General features: G+C 61.2%; 23 protein-coding genes. 4 read left to right on the forward strand and 19 right to left on the reverse strand.

Annotated features, from left to right (window positions below; translation table 11 throughout):
- Positions 1 to 168: 168 nt before the first annotated feature.
- Entirely contained in the window at positions 169 to 597 is a 429-nt protein-coding gene (locus tag QP994_RS00005) for a DUF2631 domain-containing protein (RefSeq protein ID WP_284864919.1), read from the forward strand.
- Between the two features lie 75 nt (positions 598 to 672).
- Here QP994_RS00005 and rlmN read toward each other — a convergent pair whose 3' ends face one another.
- Genes rlmN through frr form a run of 3 tightly spaced genes read right to left on the reverse strand, consistent with a single transcriptional unit; the run spans position 673 to position 3,273 of the window.
- Positions 673 to 1,779 carry a dual-specificity RNA methyltransferase RlmN gene (gene rlmN / locus QP994_RS00010; protein WP_284864920.1) on the reverse strand — a complete coding sequence of 369 codons (1,107 nt, stop codon included), beginning with the start codon at positions 1,777 to 1,779 and terminating at the stop codon, positions 673 to 675.
- A 43-nt stretch (positions 1,780 to 1,822) separates the two neighbouring features.
- Positions 1,823 to 2,710 (reverse strand): phosphatidate cytidylyltransferase, encoded by an 888-nt coding sequence (locus tag QP994_RS00015; RefSeq protein ID WP_284854662.1) that lies wholly within the window; start codon positions 2,708 to 2,710, stop codon positions 1,823 to 1,825.
- Between the two features lie 5 nt (positions 2,711 to 2,715).
- Positions 2,716 to 3,273 carry a ribosome recycling factor gene (frr, locus tag QP994_RS00020; protein ID WP_284864921.1) on the reverse strand — a complete coding sequence of 186 codons (558 nt, stop codon included), beginning with the start codon at positions 3,271 to 3,273 and terminating at the stop codon, positions 2,716 to 2,718.
- An 86-nt stretch (positions 3,274 to 3,359) separates the two neighbouring features.
- Between frr and QP994_RS00025 the strand changes: the two genes are divergently transcribed.
- Positions 3,360 to 4,439, forward strand: coding sequence for an amidase family protein (locus tag QP994_RS00025; protein ID WP_284864922.1), 1,080 nt, complete (start codon positions 3,360 to 3,362; stop codon positions 4,437 to 4,439).
- Here QP994_RS00025 and QP994_RS00030 read toward each other — a convergent pair.
- Together QP994_RS00030 and pyrH are read right to left on the reverse strand one after the other, a co-directional pair.
- Complete coding sequence (locus QP994_RS00030; protein ID WP_284864923.1) at positions 4,436 to 5,350, reverse strand: DMT family transporter; 915 nt, start codon at positions 5,348 to 5,350, stop codon at positions 4,436 to 4,438. The two genes, QP994_RS00025 and QP994_RS00030, sit on opposite strands and share 4 nt — an antisense overlap.
- On the reverse strand, positions 5,350 to 6,057 hold the full coding sequence (gene pyrH, locus QP994_RS00035; RefSeq protein ID WP_502869989.1) for a UMP kinase: 708 nt from the start codon (positions 6,055 to 6,057) through the stop codon (positions 5,350 to 5,352). Before pyrH ends, QP994_RS00030 begins: the two co-directional genes overlap by 1 nt.
- Before the next feature lie 96 nt (positions 6,058 to 6,153).
- Between pyrH and QP994_RS00040 the strand changes: the two genes are divergently transcribed.
- Positions 6,154 to 6,573 carry a hypothetical protein gene (locus QP994_RS00040; protein WP_284864925.1) on the forward strand — a complete coding sequence of 140 codons (420 nt, stop codon included), beginning with the start codon at positions 6,154 to 6,156 and terminating at the stop codon, positions 6,571 to 6,573.
- A gap of 57 nt (positions 6,574 to 6,630) precedes the next feature.
- Here the strand turns inward: QP994_RS00040 and tsf are convergent, their stop codons facing one another.
- Positions 6,631 to 7,449: a translation elongation factor Ts gene (gene tsf, locus QP994_RS00045; protein WP_284864926.1), complete on the reverse strand. Its 819-nt coding sequence runs from the start codon at positions 7,447 to 7,449 to the stop codon at positions 6,631 to 6,633.
- Between the two features lie 213 nt (positions 7,450 to 7,662).
- Positions 7,663 to 8,481: a 30S ribosomal protein S2 gene (gene rpsB, locus QP994_RS00050; protein ID WP_284854650.1), complete on the reverse strand. Its 819-nt coding sequence runs from the start codon at positions 8,479 to 8,481 to the stop codon at positions 7,663 to 7,665.
- 405 nt (positions 8,482 to 8,886) lie between these two features.
- Between rpsB and QP994_RS00055 the strand changes: the two genes are divergently transcribed.
- Positions 8,887 to 9,378 (forward strand): M23 family metallopeptidase, encoded by a 492-nt coding sequence (locus QP994_RS00055; RefSeq protein ID WP_284864927.1) that lies wholly within the window; start codon positions 8,887 to 8,889, stop codon positions 9,376 to 9,378.
- On the opposite strand, the gene QP994_RS00060 is transcribed toward QP994_RS00055, so the two are convergent.
- The 12 genes from QP994_RS00060 to rpsP form a co-directional block, all read right to left on the reverse strand.
- Positions 9,326 to 10,222 (reverse strand): tyrosine recombinase XerC, encoded by an 897-nt coding sequence (locus QP994_RS00060; protein WP_284864928.1) that lies wholly within the window; start codon positions 10,220 to 10,222, stop codon positions 9,326 to 9,328. The genes QP994_RS00055 and QP994_RS00060 overlap by 53 nt on opposite strands.
- Positions 10,223 to 10,273: 51 nt before the next feature.
- Entirely contained in the window at positions 10,274 to 11,473 is a 1,200-nt protein-coding gene (gene dprA / locus QP994_RS00065) for a DNA-processing protein DprA (protein WP_284864929.1), read from the reverse strand.
- A complete protein-coding gene (locus QP994_RS00070) occupies positions 11,470 to 12,990 on the reverse strand; it encodes a YifB family Mg chelatase-like AAA ATPase (RefSeq protein WP_284864930.1) in 1,521 nt (506 codons plus the stop codon). The genes dprA and QP994_RS00070 overlap by 4 nt, the downstream gene beginning before the upstream one ends.
- Positions 12,977 to 13,366, reverse strand: a complete 390-nt coding sequence (locus tag QP994_RS00075; protein WP_102724206.1) for a YraN family protein — start codon at positions 13,364 to 13,366, stop codon at positions 12,977 to 12,979. The genes QP994_RS00070 and QP994_RS00075 overlap by 14 nt, the downstream gene beginning before the upstream one ends.
- A gap of 166 nt (positions 13,367 to 13,532) precedes the next feature.
- A complete protein-coding gene (locus tag QP994_RS00080; protein ID WP_034661585.1) occupies positions 13,533 to 13,838 on the reverse strand; it encodes a DUF2469 domain-containing protein in 306 nt (101 codons plus the stop codon).
- Positions 13,835 to 14,482 carry a ribonuclease HII gene (locus QP994_RS00085; RefSeq protein WP_284864931.1) on the reverse strand — a complete coding sequence of 216 codons (648 nt, stop codon included), beginning with the start codon at positions 14,480 to 14,482 and terminating at the stop codon, positions 13,835 to 13,837. The genes QP994_RS00080 and QP994_RS00085 overlap by 4 nt, the downstream gene beginning before the upstream one ends.
- A complete protein-coding gene (gene lepB, locus QP994_RS00090) occupies positions 14,483 to 15,184 on the reverse strand; it encodes a signal peptidase I (RefSeq protein ID WP_284865114.1) in 702 nt (233 codons plus the stop codon).
- Positions 15,185 to 15,325: 141 nt separating this feature from the next.
- On the reverse strand, positions 15,326 to 15,673 hold the full coding sequence (gene rplS / locus QP994_RS00095) for a 50S ribosomal protein L19 (RefSeq protein ID WP_034661593.1): 348 nt from the start codon (positions 15,671 to 15,673) through the stop codon (positions 15,326 to 15,328).
- Positions 15,674 to 15,784: 111 nt separating this feature from the next.
- Positions 15,785 to 18,067, reverse strand: coding sequence for a Tex family protein (locus QP994_RS00100; protein ID WP_284864932.1), 2,283 nt, complete (start codon positions 18,065 to 18,067; stop codon positions 15,785 to 15,787).
- A gap of 32 nt (positions 18,068 to 18,099) precedes the next feature.
- The gene (gene trmD / locus QP994_RS00105; protein WP_502869979.1) at positions 18,100 to 19,275 is read right to left on the reverse strand and encodes a tRNA (guanosine(37)-N1)-methyltransferase TrmD; all 1,176 of its coding nucleotides are present in this window, start codon (positions 19,273 to 19,275) and stop codon (positions 18,100 to 18,102) included.
- Positions 19,272 to 19,772 (reverse strand): ribosome maturation factor RimM, encoded by a 501-nt coding sequence (rimM, locus tag QP994_RS00110; protein ID WP_284854634.1) that lies wholly within the window; start codon positions 19,770 to 19,772, stop codon positions 19,272 to 19,274. Before rimM ends, trmD begins: the two co-directional genes overlap by 4 nt.
- Positions 19,773 to 19,860: 88 nt before the next feature.
- Positions 19,861 to 20,406, reverse strand: coding sequence for a 30S ribosomal protein S16 (gene rpsP / locus QP994_RS00115; RefSeq protein ID WP_284854632.1), 546 nt, complete (start codon positions 20,404 to 20,406; stop codon positions 19,861 to 19,863).
- Positions 20,407 to 20,540 lie beyond the last annotated feature (134 nt).

Consider the following 20,540-nt stretch of genomic DNA (forward strand, 5'->3'; position numbering starts at 1 on the left):
AACTGCAGTGTTACTCGATACTCACCATCGCGTTACCCGATAGTCACCACGGTGTTACTAAATGCACGCGCGCAACATGTTTCGGGGGGATGAATCGAAAACACAGCACCACGTATGCCAAAATAGGTGCATTGACTCTTTTCCCTAACCCGTGTCAAGGAGTTTGCTGTGAGCGCTAAGGATGACGCACCCCAGGTCTACAACGGTGTTTCCGAGGCTGATGTGCCTTCCGCCAAGTGGGGCTGGTCTGAACTGACCCCGAAGACCATCCAGATCGCTGGCTGGGTGTCCGTGGCTTTCCTCATTGCCTACAACTTCGGCAACCACCAGGGCCATGTTGAGACCATCTGGCTCATCGCACTGGCTGTCCTCATCGCTCTCGGCCTCGTGCTGTTTGCCATCCGTCCGGAACTCTCCCAGGTGCGCACCGTCACCGCCTTCAACCAGCCGGTCGGCTACGTGGAGAAGGACTGGACCGAGCTCCAGCGCACCATGACCGGCCCGTACGCTGAGCTCACCGACAGCCAGCTACGCGCCCTCAACATCGAGCCGGAGGCATTCCGCGCATCCCAGGGCCGCCACGAGCTCAGCAACTAGTTCGCTAGCTCCCTCAGGCAAAGCTTCAGCCCCAGTCAGCAAATGCTGGCTGGGGTTTGTTCTGCTCTGAAGAAGTTAAGCCTCTGCCTTTTCATCGGCGGCGAGCTGGCCGCACGCCGCGGCGATTTCCTGGCCCTTGGTGTCACGCACCGTGCACGGCACACCCTGGGCGATGACGCGTCGGACGAACTCGTCTTGGCGCTCACGCGGGGACGCATCCCACTTCGAGCCAGGGGTGGGGTTCAGGGGGATGAGGTTGACGTGGACGAGGGGACCTAAAGCGTCGTGAAGCTTTTTGCCCAGCATGTCCGCACGGAAGTCATGGTCATTGATGTCGCGGATAAGCGCGTACTCGATGGACACGCGACGGCCGGTTTGGTCCGCGAAGTATCGGGCGGCGTCCAAGACGTCGGCAACAGAGAAGCGGTTGTTCATGGGGACGAGGGTGTCGCGGAGTTCGTCGTCAGGCGTGTGTAGGGACACGGCGAGGGTGACGTTGAAGCCTTCGTCCGCGAGTTTGCGGATCGCGGGCGCCAACCCCACTGTGGACACGGTGACGTTGCGCTGCGAAATGCCAAAGCCTTCCGGCGCGGGCGAGATGATCTGGCGCACCGCTTGCACCACGCGGTTGTAGTTGGCCAGCGGCTCCCCCATACCCATGAACACGACATTGGTCAGGCGGCTACCTTCGGCCTCCATCATGGCGGCTGCTTCGCGCACCTGGTCCACGATCTCCGCTGTGGACAAATTACGGTCCAACCCACCCTGGCCGGTGGCGCAAAACGGGCACGCCATGCCGCAACCGGCCTGGGATGAGATGCACAGGGTCGCGCGGCCTGGGTAGCGCATGAGGACGGACTCCAGCAGGATTCCGTCGTGAAGTCGCCACAGGGTCTTGGTGGTGTCACCGTTATCAGTCTCCACCTTGCGTACGGGGGTGAGCAGGCGCGGGAACAGTGCTTCCTTGACTGTCTCACGCTGGGCCGCGGGCAGATCCGTCATCGTGGACGGGTCCGCCTCATAGCGGCCGTAGTAGTGGCGCGCGATCTGGTCGGCGCGGAACTTGGGCAGGCCAAGCTCCCCGAGCGCGGTAATGCGTTCTTCGACGGTCAGGTCCGCGAAGTGCTTCGGCGGCATGCCGCGCTTGGGGGCCAGCAACTGGATCTTTGGAAAATCACTCATGACGTGGCCCATTGTGCCTGGTTTGCTACGTCATAGCCAATTTTTACAGCACGACGACGTTCATCAGCAGCCACGTTGCTGCAGCCGCGGGCAGGATGCCGTCAACCCGGTCCATCATGCCGCCGTGTCCGGGCAGGATCGCAGACATGTCCTTGATGCCCAGTTCGCGTTTGAATTGGCTTTCCACTAGGTCCCCCAAGGTGGCGCACACGACGATGCCCAGGCCGAAGACGAGTCCTGCCCACCACTGCGTGCCCAGCAGGTACATGCCCGTGAGTACACCCGTCACTGCGCCGAAGAGCACCGAGCCGGCGAAGCCTTCCCAGGATTTCTTCGGGCTCACCGCCGGCGCCATTGGGTGGGAACCGAAGAGAACACCGGCGGTATAACCACCCACATCGGAGGCCACCACGCATGCGATGAACGTGATGATGAAGAATCCGCCCGTGACCCCCGGCGCCTCCAGGCGGGAAATCATGGCGGCAAAGGCGCCGAACATGCCGATCCACACGAGGACAAAAATGTTCACCGCTGTATCACGCACGTAATTGCGCGGCGCGGTGTCCGGGCCGTGGAAGAACAGGCGCGCAAACATGAGCGCCAGAACACTCACGGTGAACGTAGCCAGCAGGCCCGTATAGCCGAAAGGCCACGTGGACACAATCATGCATATGCCCAGCACGATGCTGGCAAACCGGTACACGCCAAAGCCGTGTTCACGTAGCCGGGTGAATGTCTCCCACATCGCCAGCGCAGCCGCAACGCTAACCACGGGGTACCACATGACAGGTCCCACGTAGGTGGCCACGAGCACCAAGGCGATGAGCACCACGCTCGTGGCAATGGCCACGGGCAGGTTCCGGCCCGCCGAGTTTTTCGGCTTTGGCAGGTGAACCCGGCGCTGGTGTTGGTTTGAAGGATTGTCCGTCACGGAATTTAGACCTCGAGGAGCTCTGCTTCCTTCTTGCCCACTAGGTCATCGATTTGCTCCACGTACTTGGCGGTGGTCTTGTCCAGTTCCTTCTCAGCTGCGGTGACTTCGTCCTCGCCTGCGTCACCGTCCTTCTGAATCTTCTTCAGGGCTTCCATGCCGGAGCGGCGGACGTTGCGGATGGCAATCTTGCCGTCCTCACCCTTGGCCTTGGCCTGCTTGACCAGGTCACGGCGGCGCTCTTCGGTGAGCTGCGGGATGGTCACGCGGATCACGTGGCCGTCATCGGTCGGGTTCACGCCGAGGTCGGAGTTGCGGATAGCGTTCTCAATCTCACCCATCGTGGACGGGTCGAACGGCTTGATCAACAGCATGCGAGGCTCCGGCACGGAGATGGTGGCCATCTGGTTGATCGGGGTGGGTGCGCCGTAGAAATCAGCCATGACACCGTTGAACATGGCGGGGTTCGCGCGGCCAGTGCGGATGGTGACCAGCTCGGAGCGGGTGTGCTCTACAGAGTTGGTCATGCGCTCTTCGGCGTCAAGCAGTACGTCGTCGATCATGGGGGGTGTTCATCCTTTCATCGCGCGCGTTGTGCGCGCCGTTGTCGTGTACTAACTTAGCAGCCACTTCTACACTGATCTCCACGATGCATCCTGCTTTTACTTACCTCGACGATTCTGTCCGCCCCCAGACGGCTGGCCGGCTGGCGGGTTGGGTGATTCCTGCGAAGGATTTGTCGGATGTTGCGGGTATGCCCACCACGATGGGGAACCCCGCGCGCGAGTACGTAGCACGCACGACATCGCCGTTTCTCAGCAAGCTGCAACACCAGGGCGCGGCCATCAATGGCAAGACCGTCACCGCGGAATTGGGTGCCACGGTGTACGCGGAGCGCGTGCCTGAGCTTGCGTCCCCGGCATATCCAGGTGCTACGCCGGGTGGTTCTTCCTCGGGTGCCGCGGTTGTTGTTGCTGAAGGCCTGCATCGCGCGGCGCATGGCAGCGATGCGGGCGGCTCCCTCCGCGTGCCCGCCGCCGCGTGTGAAGTGGTGGGTTTCAAGCCTTCCGGCAGAGGCACGGTCGACGGGTTCTTAACCCAAACGGTCGCAGATCAACTCACTCTTCATGGGCTTCGCAAGAATGCTTTTCGACGTCTCCGCCTCGGCATCTGCACCTCCCCCCTCTTCACCCCCGGCGCACCCGTGGATGAGAAGCGCATCGCGGTGGTGGAGCGTGCGGGGGAAGTGTTGGAGGAACTAGTGGGCGTCGAAAAGCATGTGCTTGAACCGTTCTCTGGCGCTGAGCGTGCGTTTGGCTACTTCCGTACGTTGATCACACATAAATTTGTGGACGTGGACCCGGCGGACAGTGAGTATGTGGCGTGGTTGCGCCGTGAGGGACGGGCCTTGACCCCGGGCGATGTCACCCTGGCTCAGCAGCAAGCAGCGGGCTTGGCCACGCATGTGGCTGCGCAGTGGGACGTGGATGTGCTGCTGACCCCGACGATTGCGACGGACCCGCCCGCGGTGAACTACTTCCCCGGCCTATCGCCGGAGGACAGTTTCATGGCGCAGACCGAATGGACGCCATGGTGTTCCTTGTTCAACCTCACAGGCGGGCCTGCCGTTGCAGTGGGGCCTGTTCACCTAGGCGGACTGACCGTGGATGATGCGACGGTGCTCCAGCTGGCGCAGGCCATTGAGCCGGTTGTGCGTCAGTGGCGTTAAAGCGCGCGCACTAAGACCGCGCCCAGGAAGACCAGGATGAGGCCGAGCACGCGGTTGGTTTGCAGCAAGGTCTTCGGGCTGCCGAAGAGACCGAAGCGCTCGATGAGCTGACCACACATGATGGTGCCGGCAAGCTGGCCGACGACGGTTGCGCCCGTACCGATGATCGGTGCGAGAGTAGCCATGCCCACCACGAAGATCGCGCCGAAAACGCCGCCGAGCCACATCCACCACGGGCCCGGCTCGATCCTGGACAGTAGCGCGCGGCGGGAAGAGCTGAAGGTCAGGCTGAGGAGCAACAGCAGAGTTGCCCCGACCACAAGGTTGACGGCGCCCGCTTGAATGGAGCTTCCCAGGACGGTGCCCAGATACCCATTGGCCGCGGTTTGGGTGGCGGAGCACATACCCATGAATACGCCGAAGGCGCGCCACCCCCACAAGAGGCCACCGTCCGCGTGGGCTCCTGTGTTGCTGCGACGGAGGACGTGAATGCACAGAATGCCAGCGAATACCACCACCGCACCGAGAAGACGCAGCGCGCTGATTTCCGTCTGTGGGGAACCGAAGAGGCCAAACTGGTCGATGACCAACGCCATGATCACTTGCCCCAGGATCGGTATGACCACTGTTTCCACACTGCCCAGTCGCGGAAACAGCACAACGTTGCCGGTGAGGAACACGGTGCCCATGACACCGCCGATCCACACCCACCAGGGTTCCGCAGCAGCGGCTGCAAAATCCCAGCGGACCCCAGACGTGGCCACGGCCAAGGACACCGCGCACAGAAAAGCGACGGTGAAGGAGTAGAAGCTCGTTGGCAGCGGCGCACCCACGCTCAAGCGCAGCCGACTATTCACGGCGGTTTGAGCGGGAATGACCGCCCCCACCGCCATCGCGGCGAGAATAAGCATTACTTCACGAGGGTGCCGATGCGCTCCCCCGCAACCGCCCGCGCAATATTGCCTTCCTTGAGCAGGTTGAACACCAGGATCGGCATCTTGTTGTCCATGCAGAGGCTGAACGCGGTGGCGTCAGCGACCTTGAGGTCCTTCTCCAGTGCCTCACGCGGAGAAATCTCACTGAAGAGCTCAGCGTCCGGGTTCGTGCGCGGGTCATCGGAGTACACACCGTCCACAGCTTTAGCCATGAGCAGAACGTCACACCCGATCTCCAGCGCACGCTGTGCTGCCGTAGTGTCGGTGGAGAAGTATGGCATACCCATACCTGCACCGAAGATGACCACGCGGCCCTTCTCCAGGTGGCGGGATGCGCGCAGCGGCAGGTACGGCTCCGCCACCTGCGCCATGTTGATCGCGGTCTGCACACGGCATTCCACGCCCTCCTGCTGCAGGAAGTCCTGCAACGCCAGGCAGTTCATCACGGTGCCCAGCATGCCCATGTAGTCCGAGCGTGCACGGTCCATGCCACGCTGCTGCAGCTGCGCGCCACGGAAGAAGTTACCGCCGCCGATCACTACGGCGATCTCGGTGCCACCACGGGCAACTTCCGCGATCTGCTTGGCCACACTTTCAACCACATCAGGGTCAATGCCGACCTTGCCGCCACCAAACATCTCACCACCAAGCTTCAGCATTACTCGCTTGTAGCCTGTACGCATGGGTGCCGTGGCTTCGGTCACGTTTGTCAACTCCTTTGAAAAGGGGGTCAGATACACTCGGCGACAATCTTACGCTGCCGGAGAAGAAGGACCCAGATGCGCGCCAAACTCACCACTGCCACCCTCTCCTGTTTGCTTCTAACATCCTGCGGCACACATGCTGACCAACACGCGCTGCAGGACGCACTGTCAGAACACGGGGGTGACGCTTCTGTCACGCTGCACATCAGCGACGTTTATCCCAACGCAACACAAGTCCTCCTTGTTTGCCCGTACGCGGGCCAGGCGGCAAATGACCTCCTTGGCCGTCATGTGTTTCGCGACTATGAGGACTCATACGACTCCACCAATTGGGTGCTCGTCCAACAACCCAACGGCAAAGTGTCAAAGGTGGCTTTGGAACGATCCCAGGTCGACTTGTGTGCAGGCGACGCCGAGGCAGTGTTAGCGCTGAACCCAGATGCGCAGATGGTGTTTGAGGGGCGGGATGGGGTGTGGGCGCTAAGACATCGATAAGCAAAAAGCCCCAGGCGAACCTGGGGCACATGCTGCGTTAGGGCTGTGAGCTAGGGCTTAAGCCTGGCCAACCTCGAAGCGGACGAAGTCCTTGACCTCAATGCCGTTCTCCTCAGTGAACTGGCGGACGGTCTTCTTGGAGTCAGCCAGGGACGGCTGCTCGAGCAGAGCAACGTCCTTGAAGAAGCCGCCGAGACGACCCTCGACGATCTTCTCGATAGCAGCTTCCGGCTTGCCCTCATTGCGGGTGATCTCTTCCTGAACTGCGCGCTCCTTCTCCACGACGTCAGCCGGGACGGAGTCCTTATCCAAGAAGCGAGCCTTCATAGCAGCGATCTGCAGAGCAACCTGGTGTGCAGCCTCAGCGTTGTCACCGGTGTAGGACACGAGCACGCCCACTGCCGGCGGCAGGTCTGCAGCCTTCTGGTGCAGGTACTTAGCAATGTTGTCGCCCTCAACGGTAGCCGCACGACGCAGCTCGAGCTTCTCGCCGATCTTTGCAGACAGTGCCTGCAGAACATCAGCAGCGGTCTCGCCGTTGACGTCAGCGCCAGCGAGCTCCTCAACAGAGTTAGCCTTCACAGCTGCTGCAGCCTCAGCGATCTGCTGAGCGAGCTGCTTGAACTCGTCGTTCTTAGCCACGAAGTCAGTCTCAGAGTTGATCTCAACGATGGTGTTGCCGGAGACAGCCACCAGGCCCTCAAGAGCGTTGCGCTCAGCGCGCTTGCCCACATCCTTAGCACCCTTGATACGCAGGATCTCAACGGCCTTGTCAAAGTCGCCGCCGGATTCTTCCAGAGCCTTCTTGCAGTCGAGCATGCCGGAGCCGGTGGTTTCGCGCAGCTTCTTCACGTCTGCAGCGGTGTAGTTCGCCATAGTGGGGCGACCCTCCTCGTGGTGGTTGTTCAAAGTTTGTAAAAGGTCAGTTGACAGCGTAGTGGACACATGCCTTGCCGGCATGCCCAGCTCACTAAAACCAACTGTGTTGTGAGGAAACCCCCGTGCCCGTGCGTCCGTCACGCTCTCGTGCGAGGCGGGGCGGGGCGCTGCTGGACGCGGGGGTTACCTGTTGTGAGGAATGACCTCAGTTTAGTTTTCCGGAGTAGCCTCAGCTGCCGGCGCTGCCTCAGCCTCAGCCTGCTCTGCGGCCGGAGCCTGCTCTGCCGCCTCAGCTGGTGCGTCGCCTGCTGCTTCGCGTGCCTTGGCCAGAGCGCGCTCTTCGCGCTGCTGCTTACCAGCAACAACTGCCTCACCGATGATGTGGGTGAGAACCTTGACGGAGCGGATTGCGTCGTCGTTGCCCGGGATCGGGTAATCAACAACATCCGGGTCACAGTTGGTGTCCAGGACTGCCACGACCGGGATGCGCAGCTTCTGTGCCTCGGAGACAGCGATGTGCTCCTTGTTCGTGTCCACGATCCACAGTGCGGACGGGGTCTTGGTCATCTCAGAGATGCCGCCCAGCACGCGCTCCAGCTTGGTGCGCTCGCGGGTGAGCATGAGGATTTCCTTCTTGCCGCGGCCTGCGTAGCCGTCCTCGGCTGCGTCCATGGCCTGCAGTTCCTTCATGCGGGCGAGGCGCTTGGACACGGTCTGGAAGTTGGTCAGCATGCCGCCGAGCCAGCGGTGGTTGACATACGGCATGCCCACGCGCTGTGCTTCTTCCTGGACAGGCTCCTGAGCCTGCTTCTTGGTGCCCACGAACAGGATGGTGCCGCCGTGTGCGACGGTCTCCTTGACGAATTCGAATGCCTCATCGATGTAGGTCAGCGTCTGCTGCAGGTCGATGATGTAGATGCCGTTGCGGTCGGTGAAGATGAAGCGACGCATCTTCGGGTTCCAACGACGCGTCTGGTGGCCGAAGTGCACACCTGCGTCGAGGAGTTCACGCATGGTTACGACTGCCATGGGAATGTCTCCTTTGGAGTAAATATCTCGGTTTCTTGTCTTGTTGTGTGGGTTTGCCCCACACCCTAGCGGTGAGCCGTACTCGCACCTTCCGTGGAATCTAAAAATAGTCCGTGGACGTGGAACCGCCCACAGATTAGTTACGGAAGGACCGGCGCAAGTGGCGGCACCTGCTCCACTACCCCTATCAAAGATAGGCTGTGACCAGGTATTTTCACCGCGCGTAGTCAACTCGCCCGAATGGACGCGTTGCTGCCGTGTAAGTCTACATTGCTCCAGCGTATGCGCCAATTTACGGCACGCCCCTGTGGATAACTTCTCGTTTTCCACAGCCCCTTTTCGCTTATCGACGCCCCCTTCCCCACAATCGACACCATGATTCCTTTTCAACGCATTTTTATAACTATGACAGTGTCAGCTGCACTCCTCGGAGGTGCCTCTCCCGCGTGGGCGTATGTGGATCCGACGACTGGTGCGCCGAGCGCCACGCGGGTAACGCGTGGCGCTGACATACCGGAGAAGAACTGGATGCCGGGCCATCGTGGCGTCGACTTAGCGGCCCGGCCAGGCCAGGACATCCTGGCAGCCGAGGATGGCGTGGTGGCATTTGTCGGCGTGATTGTTAGGGTGCCGGTGATCTCCATCGACCACGCCGATGGCATCCGCACGACGTACCAGCCGGTCTTTCCGTCGGTGACCGTCGGCGACGCGGTCCGGGAGGGGCAGCCGATTGGGAGGATGGCCTCGCCCAATGGGGACCACGACGGGCTGCACTGGGGCGCCAAGACCGGCCCGGATTCTTACATCAATCCGCTGTCTCTGTTGGAAGCGCCGACGATTCGTCTTAAGCCCGTGGATGGGCTTGGTCATACACCGCTTTCAGGCGTTGCGCGCTGACGTGGGTGTAGATCTGCGTGGTCTGCAAGGAGGAGTGGCCTAATAGTTCCTGCACGACGCGAAGGTCCGCCCCACCTTCCAGCATGTGGGTGGCCGCACTGTGGCGCAGCGCGTGCGGGCTTAGGTCACTATCACCTGTGCGCTGGGCGGCGCGTTCGACAACACGGCGCACCTGGCGCACATCAATGCGTCCGCCTCGGGACCCGAGGAACAGCGCGTGACCGGCTGTTCCCTCTTTGTTCTTAGCCACCAACTCGCACCGGCGCGTCAGCCATGCGTCGAGCGCAGCCTGGGCATTGTCCCCAAAGGGAACGACGCGCTGTTTATTGCCTTTACCGGTGACCTTGGCAAGGCCTCGGCTCAGGTCCACGTCATCTACATCAAGGCCATTGAGTTCGGAGACGCGCATCCCTGTGGCATAAAGCAGCTCAAGCATCGCCCGGTCGCGGGCTGCCTCGGGCCCATCGGCATCGGGGTTGATCTGTGCTTCGACGAGCTCCCCGGCGCGCTTCGGGCTCACCACATCGGGTAGGTGGCGGTTGATCTTGGGAGTGACCAGGCGGGCAGCCACATCGGATTCAAGATGGCCATGTTCATAAGCCCAGGTGGAAAACGCCCGCGCAGCAGCAGTGCGCCGTGCCATGGTCGAGCGGGCCAGCCCGGCGCGCATGCCAGCGGCGAGCCAGGAACGGAGGGTGGGGAGGGTGAAATCGTCGAAAAGCGGGGCGAATTCCGCAAGTGACCGTAAGTCACTGCGGTAGCCCTTGACGGTGGCTTCGGAGCGGCCTTTGACCAGGAGAGCGTGGTCGGCGAAGTCATCGATGGCTGCTTCGAGTTGCGTCATCGTGCCTCCTGCCGTTGTTAGATCTCCCGGCAGTATATGGCCGCTCCTGGTCTAGATGTCTAGAGGCACGCCATCAGCTCTCTCCCAGAGCTGGCCTTTGCGGACGACCATGCCCTTCTTATTCAGAGCCATGAGCAGATGAACTGTGAGCCCGATGGTGAAACCGCATGCTTGGGCAATGTCCCCGGCCTCGAGCCCGCCGGTGTCGGCGAGCGGCAGCGAGTCATAGACACGTAGCTCGTTGCGGGAGAGCTGCTGGACGGCGTTGGCGGCGTAGTCGATCTCATACTGGCCATCCACATCCGATGTGCCGATGGGGCTGAGTTGCTCGTGGGCATCATCCGCGCTCAAGACCATCGCTGCGCGCTCATCCCTAATAGCCAGATTCGTGCCGAGGGATCCCGGCCCGAGGATCGGCCCTGGCACCGCCATTCCCACGCGGTTGAACACCTCCACCCACTTCAGGGTGTTCAGCGCACCGGACCGGAACGCTGCTTCCACCACGATGGTGCCTTGCGTCAACGCGGCTACGAGCCGGTTGCGAGTGAGGAAGCGGTGGCGGTCCGGCGTCACCCCGGGTGGGTACTCCGTGATGATCGCACCGCCTTCATTAGCAATCCGCGCGAACAGCTGCTCATTGCGTCGCGGATAGACCTGCCCGGCACCACACGCCGCAACAACGACGGTTGTCCCGCCGGCATCAATCGCTGTGGAATGCGCCACCGTGTCAATGCCCAGCGCCCCGCCGGAGACAATCGTGTGCTGGTGTCGCGCGAGTCCCTGGCACAAATCAGTCGTGGCATGGTGCCCATACGCGGAGGCCGCACGCGTGCCCACGATGCCCACCGAGCTGGCGAAGAGCTGCGCCAGATTCGTGTTCCCCCGCACCCACAAGGCATGCGGCGCATAGGCATCGGGCGGAAGTGTCGATTTATTACCTACTTTTTCGCGCTCAGCTTTTGCACGGGCCACCTCGAAGGACGCTGCGATCTCATCACGTGGCCATTCCGGTGAATCGGGAGTGAGCAGCGCGTAGCCTTCCCGTTCTGCCGCCGCGAGATCCTCAGCAGGCTGATCCCACGTGTACCGCGATTCAGTCGCTGGCCCCAAGCCTCGCAGCCAACTCGCCCGTGTGCGAATGCCGTGCGCAATTTCATCAGCATCACAGCCCGCATCAAGCAGAGCCAACAAGTGTCGGTTTGGGCCTTCCACAACGCGGTTCAAATACGCCCAGGATTCAAGCGAACTCATGCTGCCACCCCCTGTTGTTCCGTTTCGCGCAAGTTCAACGCGTCCATCACCTCAGACAGTCGTGGCCTATCCACCCCGGCAAGATCCGCCAGTGTCCACGACAAGCGGAGAAGTCGGTCCACCCCGCGTTGAGTGATCGCGCCATCAGCCAAAGCACTACTGATCACGCCCATACCGTCTTCCGCTGCTGGGAAGTCGCGCCGCAATACCGCGCCAGGCACGCGACCGTTCGTCGTGGCGGGTAATCCCGCTTTGGCCCATCGCCATTGGGAGCGGTCCCGCGCGGCCAGCACGCGTTCGGCGATGACAGCAGAAGACTCCTGGTCTGACGCCGTAACAACACCACCCACAGAGGTAGTGGTTAAACAGATATCAATGCGGTCCCGCAGTGGTCCGGACAGGTTGCGCAGGTACTTCGCCCGCTCACCAGAAGAACATTCACATTTCGCCGCATTATCCACACCACAGCGACACGGATTCGCGGCCATGATCAGCTGGAAATTCGCCGGATACACCACCACCCGGCGCGCGCGTGTCAGCTGCACCTCACCCTTCTCCAGGGGCACACGTAAGGCGTCGAGAGTGCGGGCGTCGATCTCACTGACCTCATCAAGAAAAAGCACCCCGTGATGTGCATGGCTCACCGCACCAGGGCGCGGAATGCCAGAGCCTCCTCCGATCAAGGCAGCTCTGCCTAACGACGGATGCGGTGCCACAAACGGCGCCCTCATAATCACCTCCCCGGAGGAATTCCCGGAAACAGAATGGATCGCGGTTGCTTCCACCACCTGCTCCGGTGTGAGGTCCGGCAAGATCGACGGGAGCCTTTCTGCCAGCATGGATTTGCCGGAGCCTGGTGAACCGATCATGAGCATGTGGTGGGCGCCCGCTGCTGCGATTTCCATGGCGCGGCGCTCATGAGGTTGGCCGATCACATCGCGGAAATCAGGCACACGGACTGGCTCAACCGTGTGCGTCACGGTTTCCAAACCGGGAAGTTCGCGCTCCCCGATCACCCACTGCCACGCTTCGGTGAGACTGTGCGCGATCCTCACTGATGGATGCCCAATGAGCGCTGCCTCCCGTGCATTGCTCGCGGGGATGATCACGTGCTCAATGTCGCTGTTCAGTGCCTGCACGATGATCTGCAAGATGCCATCAACTCGGCGCAACTCACCGGACAAGGCCAACTCCCCCACGATGAGTGAACGCTTAAGTTTTCGCTCCGCCCGCGGATCCATGCTGGCGAGCACTGCCAGGGCAATGGGCAGATCAAAATGGGAACCAGACTTGGGCAGATTCGCCGGGGACAAAGACACCATGATCTTCGTGCGCGGCCACGGCAACACGGAGTTGGCTACTGCGGTACGGATGCGGTCACGGGACTCACCCACCGCTTTATCCCCTAAACCCACGATGTGGATTCCCGGCAGACCCGGCCCCACGTTGGCCTCCACCGTGACAAAGTGGGCGGTCACGCCCTCAACAGCCGCGCTATAGGTACTAGCAAGCGCCATCTTCAACCCCCTGGTACATGCGGTGGAAGAACATGTGGCCGTTATAAAGCACCTCGACAACGTCGAAACGCACGGGCGTATACGGCTTATCCATCAGCCACTCAGATGCAGCGGCGCGGATGCGATTAAGTTTGCGCGCCGTGACCGCCTCCGCCGCGCCGAAGCTATGGCCACGTCGCGTTTTCACCTCGATGAAAACAATCGTGCCGTCCTCCGCGCGGGCAATCACATCGATTTCGCCCCGCCTAGTTCTGTACCCAAGCTGGACAATCTCATATCCCATCTCCTCGTACCAGGCAGCTGTACGTGATTCACCAAGCGTGCCCAGCACCCACTGGTTCGTATCCACACCAGCGTCAGGCGTACTTTTCACCATCGTGTTCTCCGATCTTTTGTGTCAATGTGCACCGCGCATCAAGGCGGTCTACTGCTTTAGACGACACAAAAGGCCAAACGGATCCCTCAGAATGAAAAGTGGCCCTAAATAAACAAAACACCCTGTGGATAACGCTTGTTTATCCACAGGGCGCGCACACGACGGGCTATTCCGGGATGACCATCTCCGGCTTATCCAGCTCCTCAATATTGACGTCCTTGTACGTGATCACGCGCACGTAGCGGACGAAGCGCACAGCACGGTACATGTCCCACACCCAGGCATCAGACATGCGCACTTCGTAGTACACATCCTTGCCCTCGGTGTGCGGGATCAGCTCCACGCCGTTAGCCAAGTAGAAGCGGCGGTCAGTCTCCACCACGTAGGAAAACTGGCTGACCACGTCGCGGTACTCGCGGTACAGAGAAAGTTCGACCTCTGCTTCGTAGTTCTCCAATTCCTCAGCGCTCATGGCTTGGTGCTCCTCATATACGTCTGGTGGGCTGCTGCAACGTTGGCATAAGTGTAGCGATGCTCAGGGCTTCCACCGTGACGGCGCACCGCATCCATATGCGCCTGCGTGCCATACCCCTTGTGCCCCTCCAAGCCGTACTCCGGAAACTCTTCCGCCATCTGGGTAATCAGGCGGTCCCGGCTGACTTTGGCCAGGATGCTCGCTGCCGCGATGCAGCGTGCAGTGTAATCCCCACCCACGATGGGAAGTTGGGGGGTGGTCAGGCCGGGGACCCGGAAGGCGTCCACGAGCACGAAGCCTGGTTCAACAACCAACTCGGAGATCGCGCGGCGCGCACCGTCGAGGTTCGCGTTCTGGATGCCGCGGCGATCAATCTCCCCCGCGCTGATGTGCACGACGGAGTAGGCGGTGGCGGCCGAGACCACTTCGTCGAAAAGCAGCTCCCGCCTCTTCGGCGTCAGCTTCTTGGAATCGGTGAGACCCTCCAGCCCAGGCAGCGGGCGCGAGGGCAGAATGCACGCGGCGATGGTGATGGGGCCAAAGCACGCACCACGACCCGCTTCATCAATGCCCGCCACGGGACCGAGGCCGGCTTTATCCAACGCCACCTCGTACGTGCGGAGCTGCTTCAGCCTGCGCATTTACTGTTGCAGCAACTCCACATCACCGTTTTTCACCGGCCCAATGCGGGTCAACGGCAAGACGATGAAGGAGACTTTGCCGCGGATATTCTCCTCAGGAATGGTGCCTTGGTACTCATCTCCCATGTGGTAGCGCGAATCCAAGGAATTGGTGCGGTTATCCCCCATGACAAAGACATTGCCTTCCGGCACGGTCAGCGGACCGAAGTACTGGCCACCGCACGCCTCAGAACCGCCTTCCGGCAGCACCGGATTATCCGGTGGCTGAAGGGTAAACGTCTGATCCGTGGGCTGGCCGTCCACCATCACTGACGGGTCGCCCGCCTGGCAGGACACGGTCTGACCGCCAGTAGCAATCACGCGCTTGACCAGGTTGTTCTCATCCGGCGCAACAAGCCCCACGTAGGACCCCAGTTGCTGCAGTCCCGCCACAAACGGGTTATCCGACCGGTTGGATTGGTAGGACGTGTTCCACGATGGGGTTCCTTCAAAGACCACCACGTCGCCCGGCTCCGGGTCGGAGAAGTAGTAGGACACCTTCTGCACGAAGATGCGGTCACCATTGCACCCCTCACAGCCGTGAAGCGTTGGTTCCATGGAGGCAGATGGAATCAGGTACACGCGGCCAACGAATGTTTGCAGTAAGAAGATGAGGCCGAGGGTGAGAAGAACCACCATCGGGATCTCCACATACCACGGCATCGTGCGGTCTTCTTCGGTGCTATCAGGACGCTGGCGGGGGGTATCAGTCACGGAGAACCACTTTAACACTGAGCACGCAAAACGCCCCCTTCCCCACGCGAGACTAAGCGGTGGGTGAAGGGGGCGTGAAGGCGCTGAAGTTTAGCGGCGCTCTTTGATGCGGGCAGCCTTGCCGCGCAGGTCGCGCATGTAGTACAGCTTCGCACGGCGGACACGGCCACGACGCAGAACCTCAATGCGGTCAATGTTCGGGGAGTGAACCGGGAAGGTACGCTCCACACCGATGCCGAAGGAGATCTTGCGGACAGTGAAGGTCTCACGGATGCCGGAGCCCTGACGGCGGACAACAAAGCCCTCGAAGAGCTGGGTACGGGTGACGCTACCCTCGATCACCTTGACGTGAACACCCAGGGTGTCACCAGGACGGAAGTCCGGGATGTCGTCGCGCAGCTGGCCTGCGTCGACCTTATCGATAATGCCGTTAGACATACGAATTCCTTTTCAGATTTGGACAGAGGAACCTAGCGGCTCTTCCCCTCCTGGGGCGCTCGACTGGTTCATGTCGGCTACAAGACCTGACTATTCTTGCATAGCCCCGGGTCACTTCCCAAATCCTGCTCGCTTCAAAGCATCCGCCATCGAGCCCTGCGCAGGCTTCGCATTTTTCGCTTGTCGACGTCCCCCGTTCCCCGCCCCATTCTTCCTCCCTGCGAGTTTGCTGGGCTTGCTGGGCTTCCCCGGCTCATCCTCAAGCCGCAGCGACAGCCCGATGCGATTGCGCGCGACATCGACGTCCATGACTTTCACCTTGACCACATGGCCGGAGCGCACCACATCATGCGGGTCGGAGACGAACTTATTGCTCATCGCAGATACGTGCACGAGACCATCCTGGTGCACGCCGACGTCGACGAATGCGCCGAAGGCAGCGACATTGGTCACCGTGCCTTCCAGAATCATGCCGGGTTTGAGGTCCTTGATCTCATTCACACCTTCTTTGAACGTAGCGGTGGTGAATTCCGGGCGCGGGTCACGGCCGGGCTTGTCCAACTCCGCGATGATGTCCGTCACCGTGGGCACGCCGAAGGTCTCATCGGCGAAATCGGCCGGCGCAAGCTTGGCCAATACCGCGGTATTACCAATGAGGGACGTGGTGTCCATCCCAGTCGCGGTGGCAATGCGCTCCACCACTGGGTACGCCTCCGGGTGCACGGCTGAGGCATCCAACGGATCCTTGGCACCCTGAATACGCAGAAAGCCCGCTGCCTGCTCAAAGGCCTTTGGCCCTAGACGCGGAACCTTGCCCAGCTCCTTGCGGGTAGTGAAGCTGCCGTGCTCATCGCGGTAGGCCACGATGTTCTTGGCCACCGTGTTGGACAGCCCCGCAACACGTTCCAGCAGCGGCGCGGACGCCGTATTCACATCCACACCGACGGAGTTCACCGCATCCTCCACCACCGCATCCAGAGTTTGGGCGAGCGCAACCTGGTTCACGTCATGCTGGTACTGGCCCACGCCGATGGATTTCGGATCCACCTTGACCAACTCCGCCAGCGGGTCCTGCAAACGCCGCGCGATGGAGACCGCGGAACGCAGGGAAACATCCATGTCGGGAAACTCTTCCGCCGCGATTGCGCTAGCCGAGTAGATGGACGCACCGGACTCACTCACCATCACCGGTGTTGGGCGAGTGCCACCCGCCTGCGCGATGAGGTCTGCTACTTCACCCGCCAGCTTCTCCGATTCACGCGACGCCGTGCCGTTGCCCACCGCGATGAGCTCCACGCTATGTTCCGCCACCAAGGAGGCAAGCTCCGTGCGCGCCGCATCCCACCGGTTCTGCGGTTGGTGCGGGTACACAATGCTGGTGGCCAAAACCTTGCCGGTGCCATCTACCACGGCGCATTTGACGCCGTTGCGGTAACCAGGATCAAGCGCCAGGGTTGCCCGCTGGCCAGCAGGTGCTGCCAAGAGCACGTCGCGCAGGTTGGTTTTGAACACCTCCAGCGCACCCTCATCCGCCTTCTCTTTCAGGCGCATGCGGGCGTCCACGTTCGCGGAGATCTGCAGTTTCGTGCGCCAGCCCCAGCGCGCTGCCTTGGCCACCCATTCCGACTCTTGCACCGGCAGATCAAAGCGCTCGGCGATCATGCCTTCGTACACAGCCTCCTCACCCGGATCAACGTTGAGGGTGAGCACGCCCTCCGCTTCACCACGGAACAAAGCCAAGATGCGGTGTGACGGCAGCTTGGTCAGGTCTTCAGCGAATTCAAAGTAATCCGCAAACTTCGCGCCCTCTTGTTCCTTGCCTTCCACCACGGCAGAACGCATCGCGCCCTCTGCATACACACGGTCACGTACGGCGCCAACCAGATCAGCATCAGTGGCAAAACGGTCAACCAAGATCGCCCGAGCACCATCAAGAACAGCCTTGGTGTCCGGGAAGCCCTCGCAGATGAACTTTTCGGCGGTGGTTTCGGGGTTGGTGCTGGGGGCGTCGATAAGCAATTGCTCCAGCTCCTCAAGCCCTGCTTCGCGCGCGATATCCGCCTTGGTCTTGCGGCGCTTCTTGTACGGCAAGTAGAGATCCTCCACGCGGGCCTTCGTGTCGGCGGCGAGGATCTCGTGCTTGAGCTCGTCGGTGAGCTTGCCCTGCTCCTCGATGCTGGCCAGCACTGCTTCCTTACGCTCCGCGAGTTCAAGCAGGTACGTGTTGCGCTCCTCGATGTGACGCAGCTGCGCATCATCCAGCCCACCAGTAACTTCCTTGCGATAGCGGGCGATGAAGGGCACGGTATTGCCCTCCGCGAGAAGTGTGAGCGCCGCCTCTACTTGGGTGGCGCGGACGTGAATTTCTTTCGCGATAATCTCTGCGATAGTCATTCGGGGAAGTCTAGTAGGCGGACGTTATAGAGCTACACCTCGCGGGTCGTCCCGTACCAATCCGTGCCCTTCGGCAACGCTGCGACCACTGCTTGCGTGGCATCAGGGAGACTCAATGCCGTGCGCCCGTGCACGCGCAGCTTCACCAGCGGATCAGGGCTCGGATGCCCCTCACGCCGCTCATACTCTGTCTCCAGCATCGACGGCCCAAAGCACACGTCGGTCCCGCGCTCTTTTGCGCTTATCTGTGCATCGCGGTAGCCGACTTTCTTCAGCGCCCTGCGCATGTTCTTTTCTGCGCCGGGCTTCCAGCCCAGAACGTCCAGCTCCGTCACCACATCGCGGGCGTCCAACATGAAGCGATCCTCTTCGGTGAGTTCCGCGGCGACGATAAGCTCCGGGCGCACTTCCCTGGTGCGTTTGAGGGACTGCTCACGGCACCACAGCTCCACCTTAGCGTGATCGCCTGACGTCAACACCGGCGGGGCTTCGATCCCGCGCCACACGCGCGGCTTGGTGTAGCTCGGACCTTCCAACAAGCCGTCGGAAAAGCTGTCATCCTCGTGGCTCTCCGTATTACCCAGCACGCCGGGGATCAGGCGCGTGACTGCCTCCACAATGACGAGCACCGCCACCTCCCCACCGATGAGCACATAATCACCGATGGATACTTCGCGCACACGATACCGCTGCGCTGCGTCCTCAAAAACGCGCTGATCAATACCCTCATAACGGCCACAGGCGAACACAATGTGGTTCTCCCGCGACCACGCTTGCGCATCCGCCTGGGTAAAAGGTTTGCCTGCTGGCGTGGGCACCAAGAGCAACGGCGCGTCCGGGTCTTCCCCGTCGCGCACATCAGCGGGGACGGTGTACGGGCGCGCGGCAACCTCTGCCACATCATCGTGGCGTGCCTTGTCATTGCGGTGTGCTGCCGCGGTGGCCAGATCAAACCCAGCGCGACCTGCGTGCACCTCATCGAGTGCTGGGCCCCACACATCCGGCTTCATCACCATGCCCGGACCGCCACCCAACGGCGAATCATCTACCGCTTTGTGCCCGCCCGTGGCCCAGTCCCGCAGATTATGCACCCCGACCGCCAAGATGCCTTGCTCAATCGCCTTGCCCAATAGCGCGTGGCGCATGGGCTCGAGATAGTCGGGGAAGATCGTGATCGCGTCAATGCGCAACGCCGGCGTACCCGTCATAGATCCAGCAACCCTTCCGGTGGGGTGATTTCTAGGAAGCCTTCCTCCAGATCCACCTCGGGCACAATGTCCATAACGAAGGGAACCAGCACTTCCCTACCCTGATACGCGACTTCCAAGATCTTCCGGTTCGGGGTATCCATCACACCAGTGACCTCCCCAATCTCCTTGCCGTCCTGCACGACTTTCAGACCAATGAGTTCATGGTCATAGAACTCATCCGAGTCCTCATCGCGCTCCAGCGGCTCGGCAAAGAACTGCATTCCACGCAGCGAATCCGCGGCGGTGCGGTCCGGGATCTCCTCAAACGTGACCAACAGACGCTTCTGGTGCGGGCGCACCGAGGCGATGGTCAGGTCTTGTTCCTTCCCCGCCTGCTTCCCGTGAAGCACCTCCCCGACCGCGTAACGGATGTCCGGCTCGTCGGTCAACACCTCCACGGCGACCTCCCCTTTGACACCGTGGGACTTGACTACTTTGCCGATGAGCAACTTCATGGGAGCTAAGGCTACCAGCACCCATCAATGCAAAAACTGCCCGCGCACCAAGTGGCACACGGGCAGTCGCTTCAAAGCTTGAGGGAGTTTAGTTCTCCTCGGACTCCTCAGCCTTCTCTTCTTCAGCAGCCTCTTCAGCCGGAGCTTCCTCAGCCTCTTCAGCGGCAGCCTCAGCAGCTTCTGCCTGTGCAGCAGCCTTAGCCTCAGCCTCGGCTTCAGCAGCAGCCTTAGCCTCTGCCTCTTCCTTAGCCTTCTTGCGCTTCTCGGTGATGGCCTCAGCGGTCGGGCCGTTGGAAGCCTCCTCCAGAGCCTGGTTGAACAGCTCGAGCTTGGACGGCTTCTCCTCAGCAACCTTGAGGGTGCCCTCAGCACCGTCGAGGCCCTTGTGCTTCTGCCAGTCGCCGGTCACCTTCAGCAGAGCGAGCACCGGCTCGGTCGGCTGGGCACCAACGCCGAGCCAGTACTGAGCGCGCTCAGAGTCAATCTTGATCAGCGACGGCTCTTCCTTCGGGTGGTAGATACCAATGTTCTCAATGACAGCACCGTCACGACGGGTGCGGGCATCAGCGATGACAACGCGGTACTGAGCATTACGGATCTTGCCCAGACGCTGCAGCTTGATCTTGACAGCCATGGTTAAAAGTCCTTTACTTCGGTCACTGGGCAGTTCAGACACCCGCCACGTGTTTGGCGGGCCGGTTCAGCCCTTGGTTTTCGTCTGCGTGTGACTAGGGCCGGTCGAAGGGGAATCCATGATTCCCGTCGGAT

The organism is Corynebacterium sp. MSK044, assembly GCF_030232825.1.
In the GTDB taxonomy this organism is placed as follows: domain Bacteria; phylum Actinomycetota; class Actinomycetes; order Mycobacteriales; family Mycobacteriaceae; genus Corynebacterium.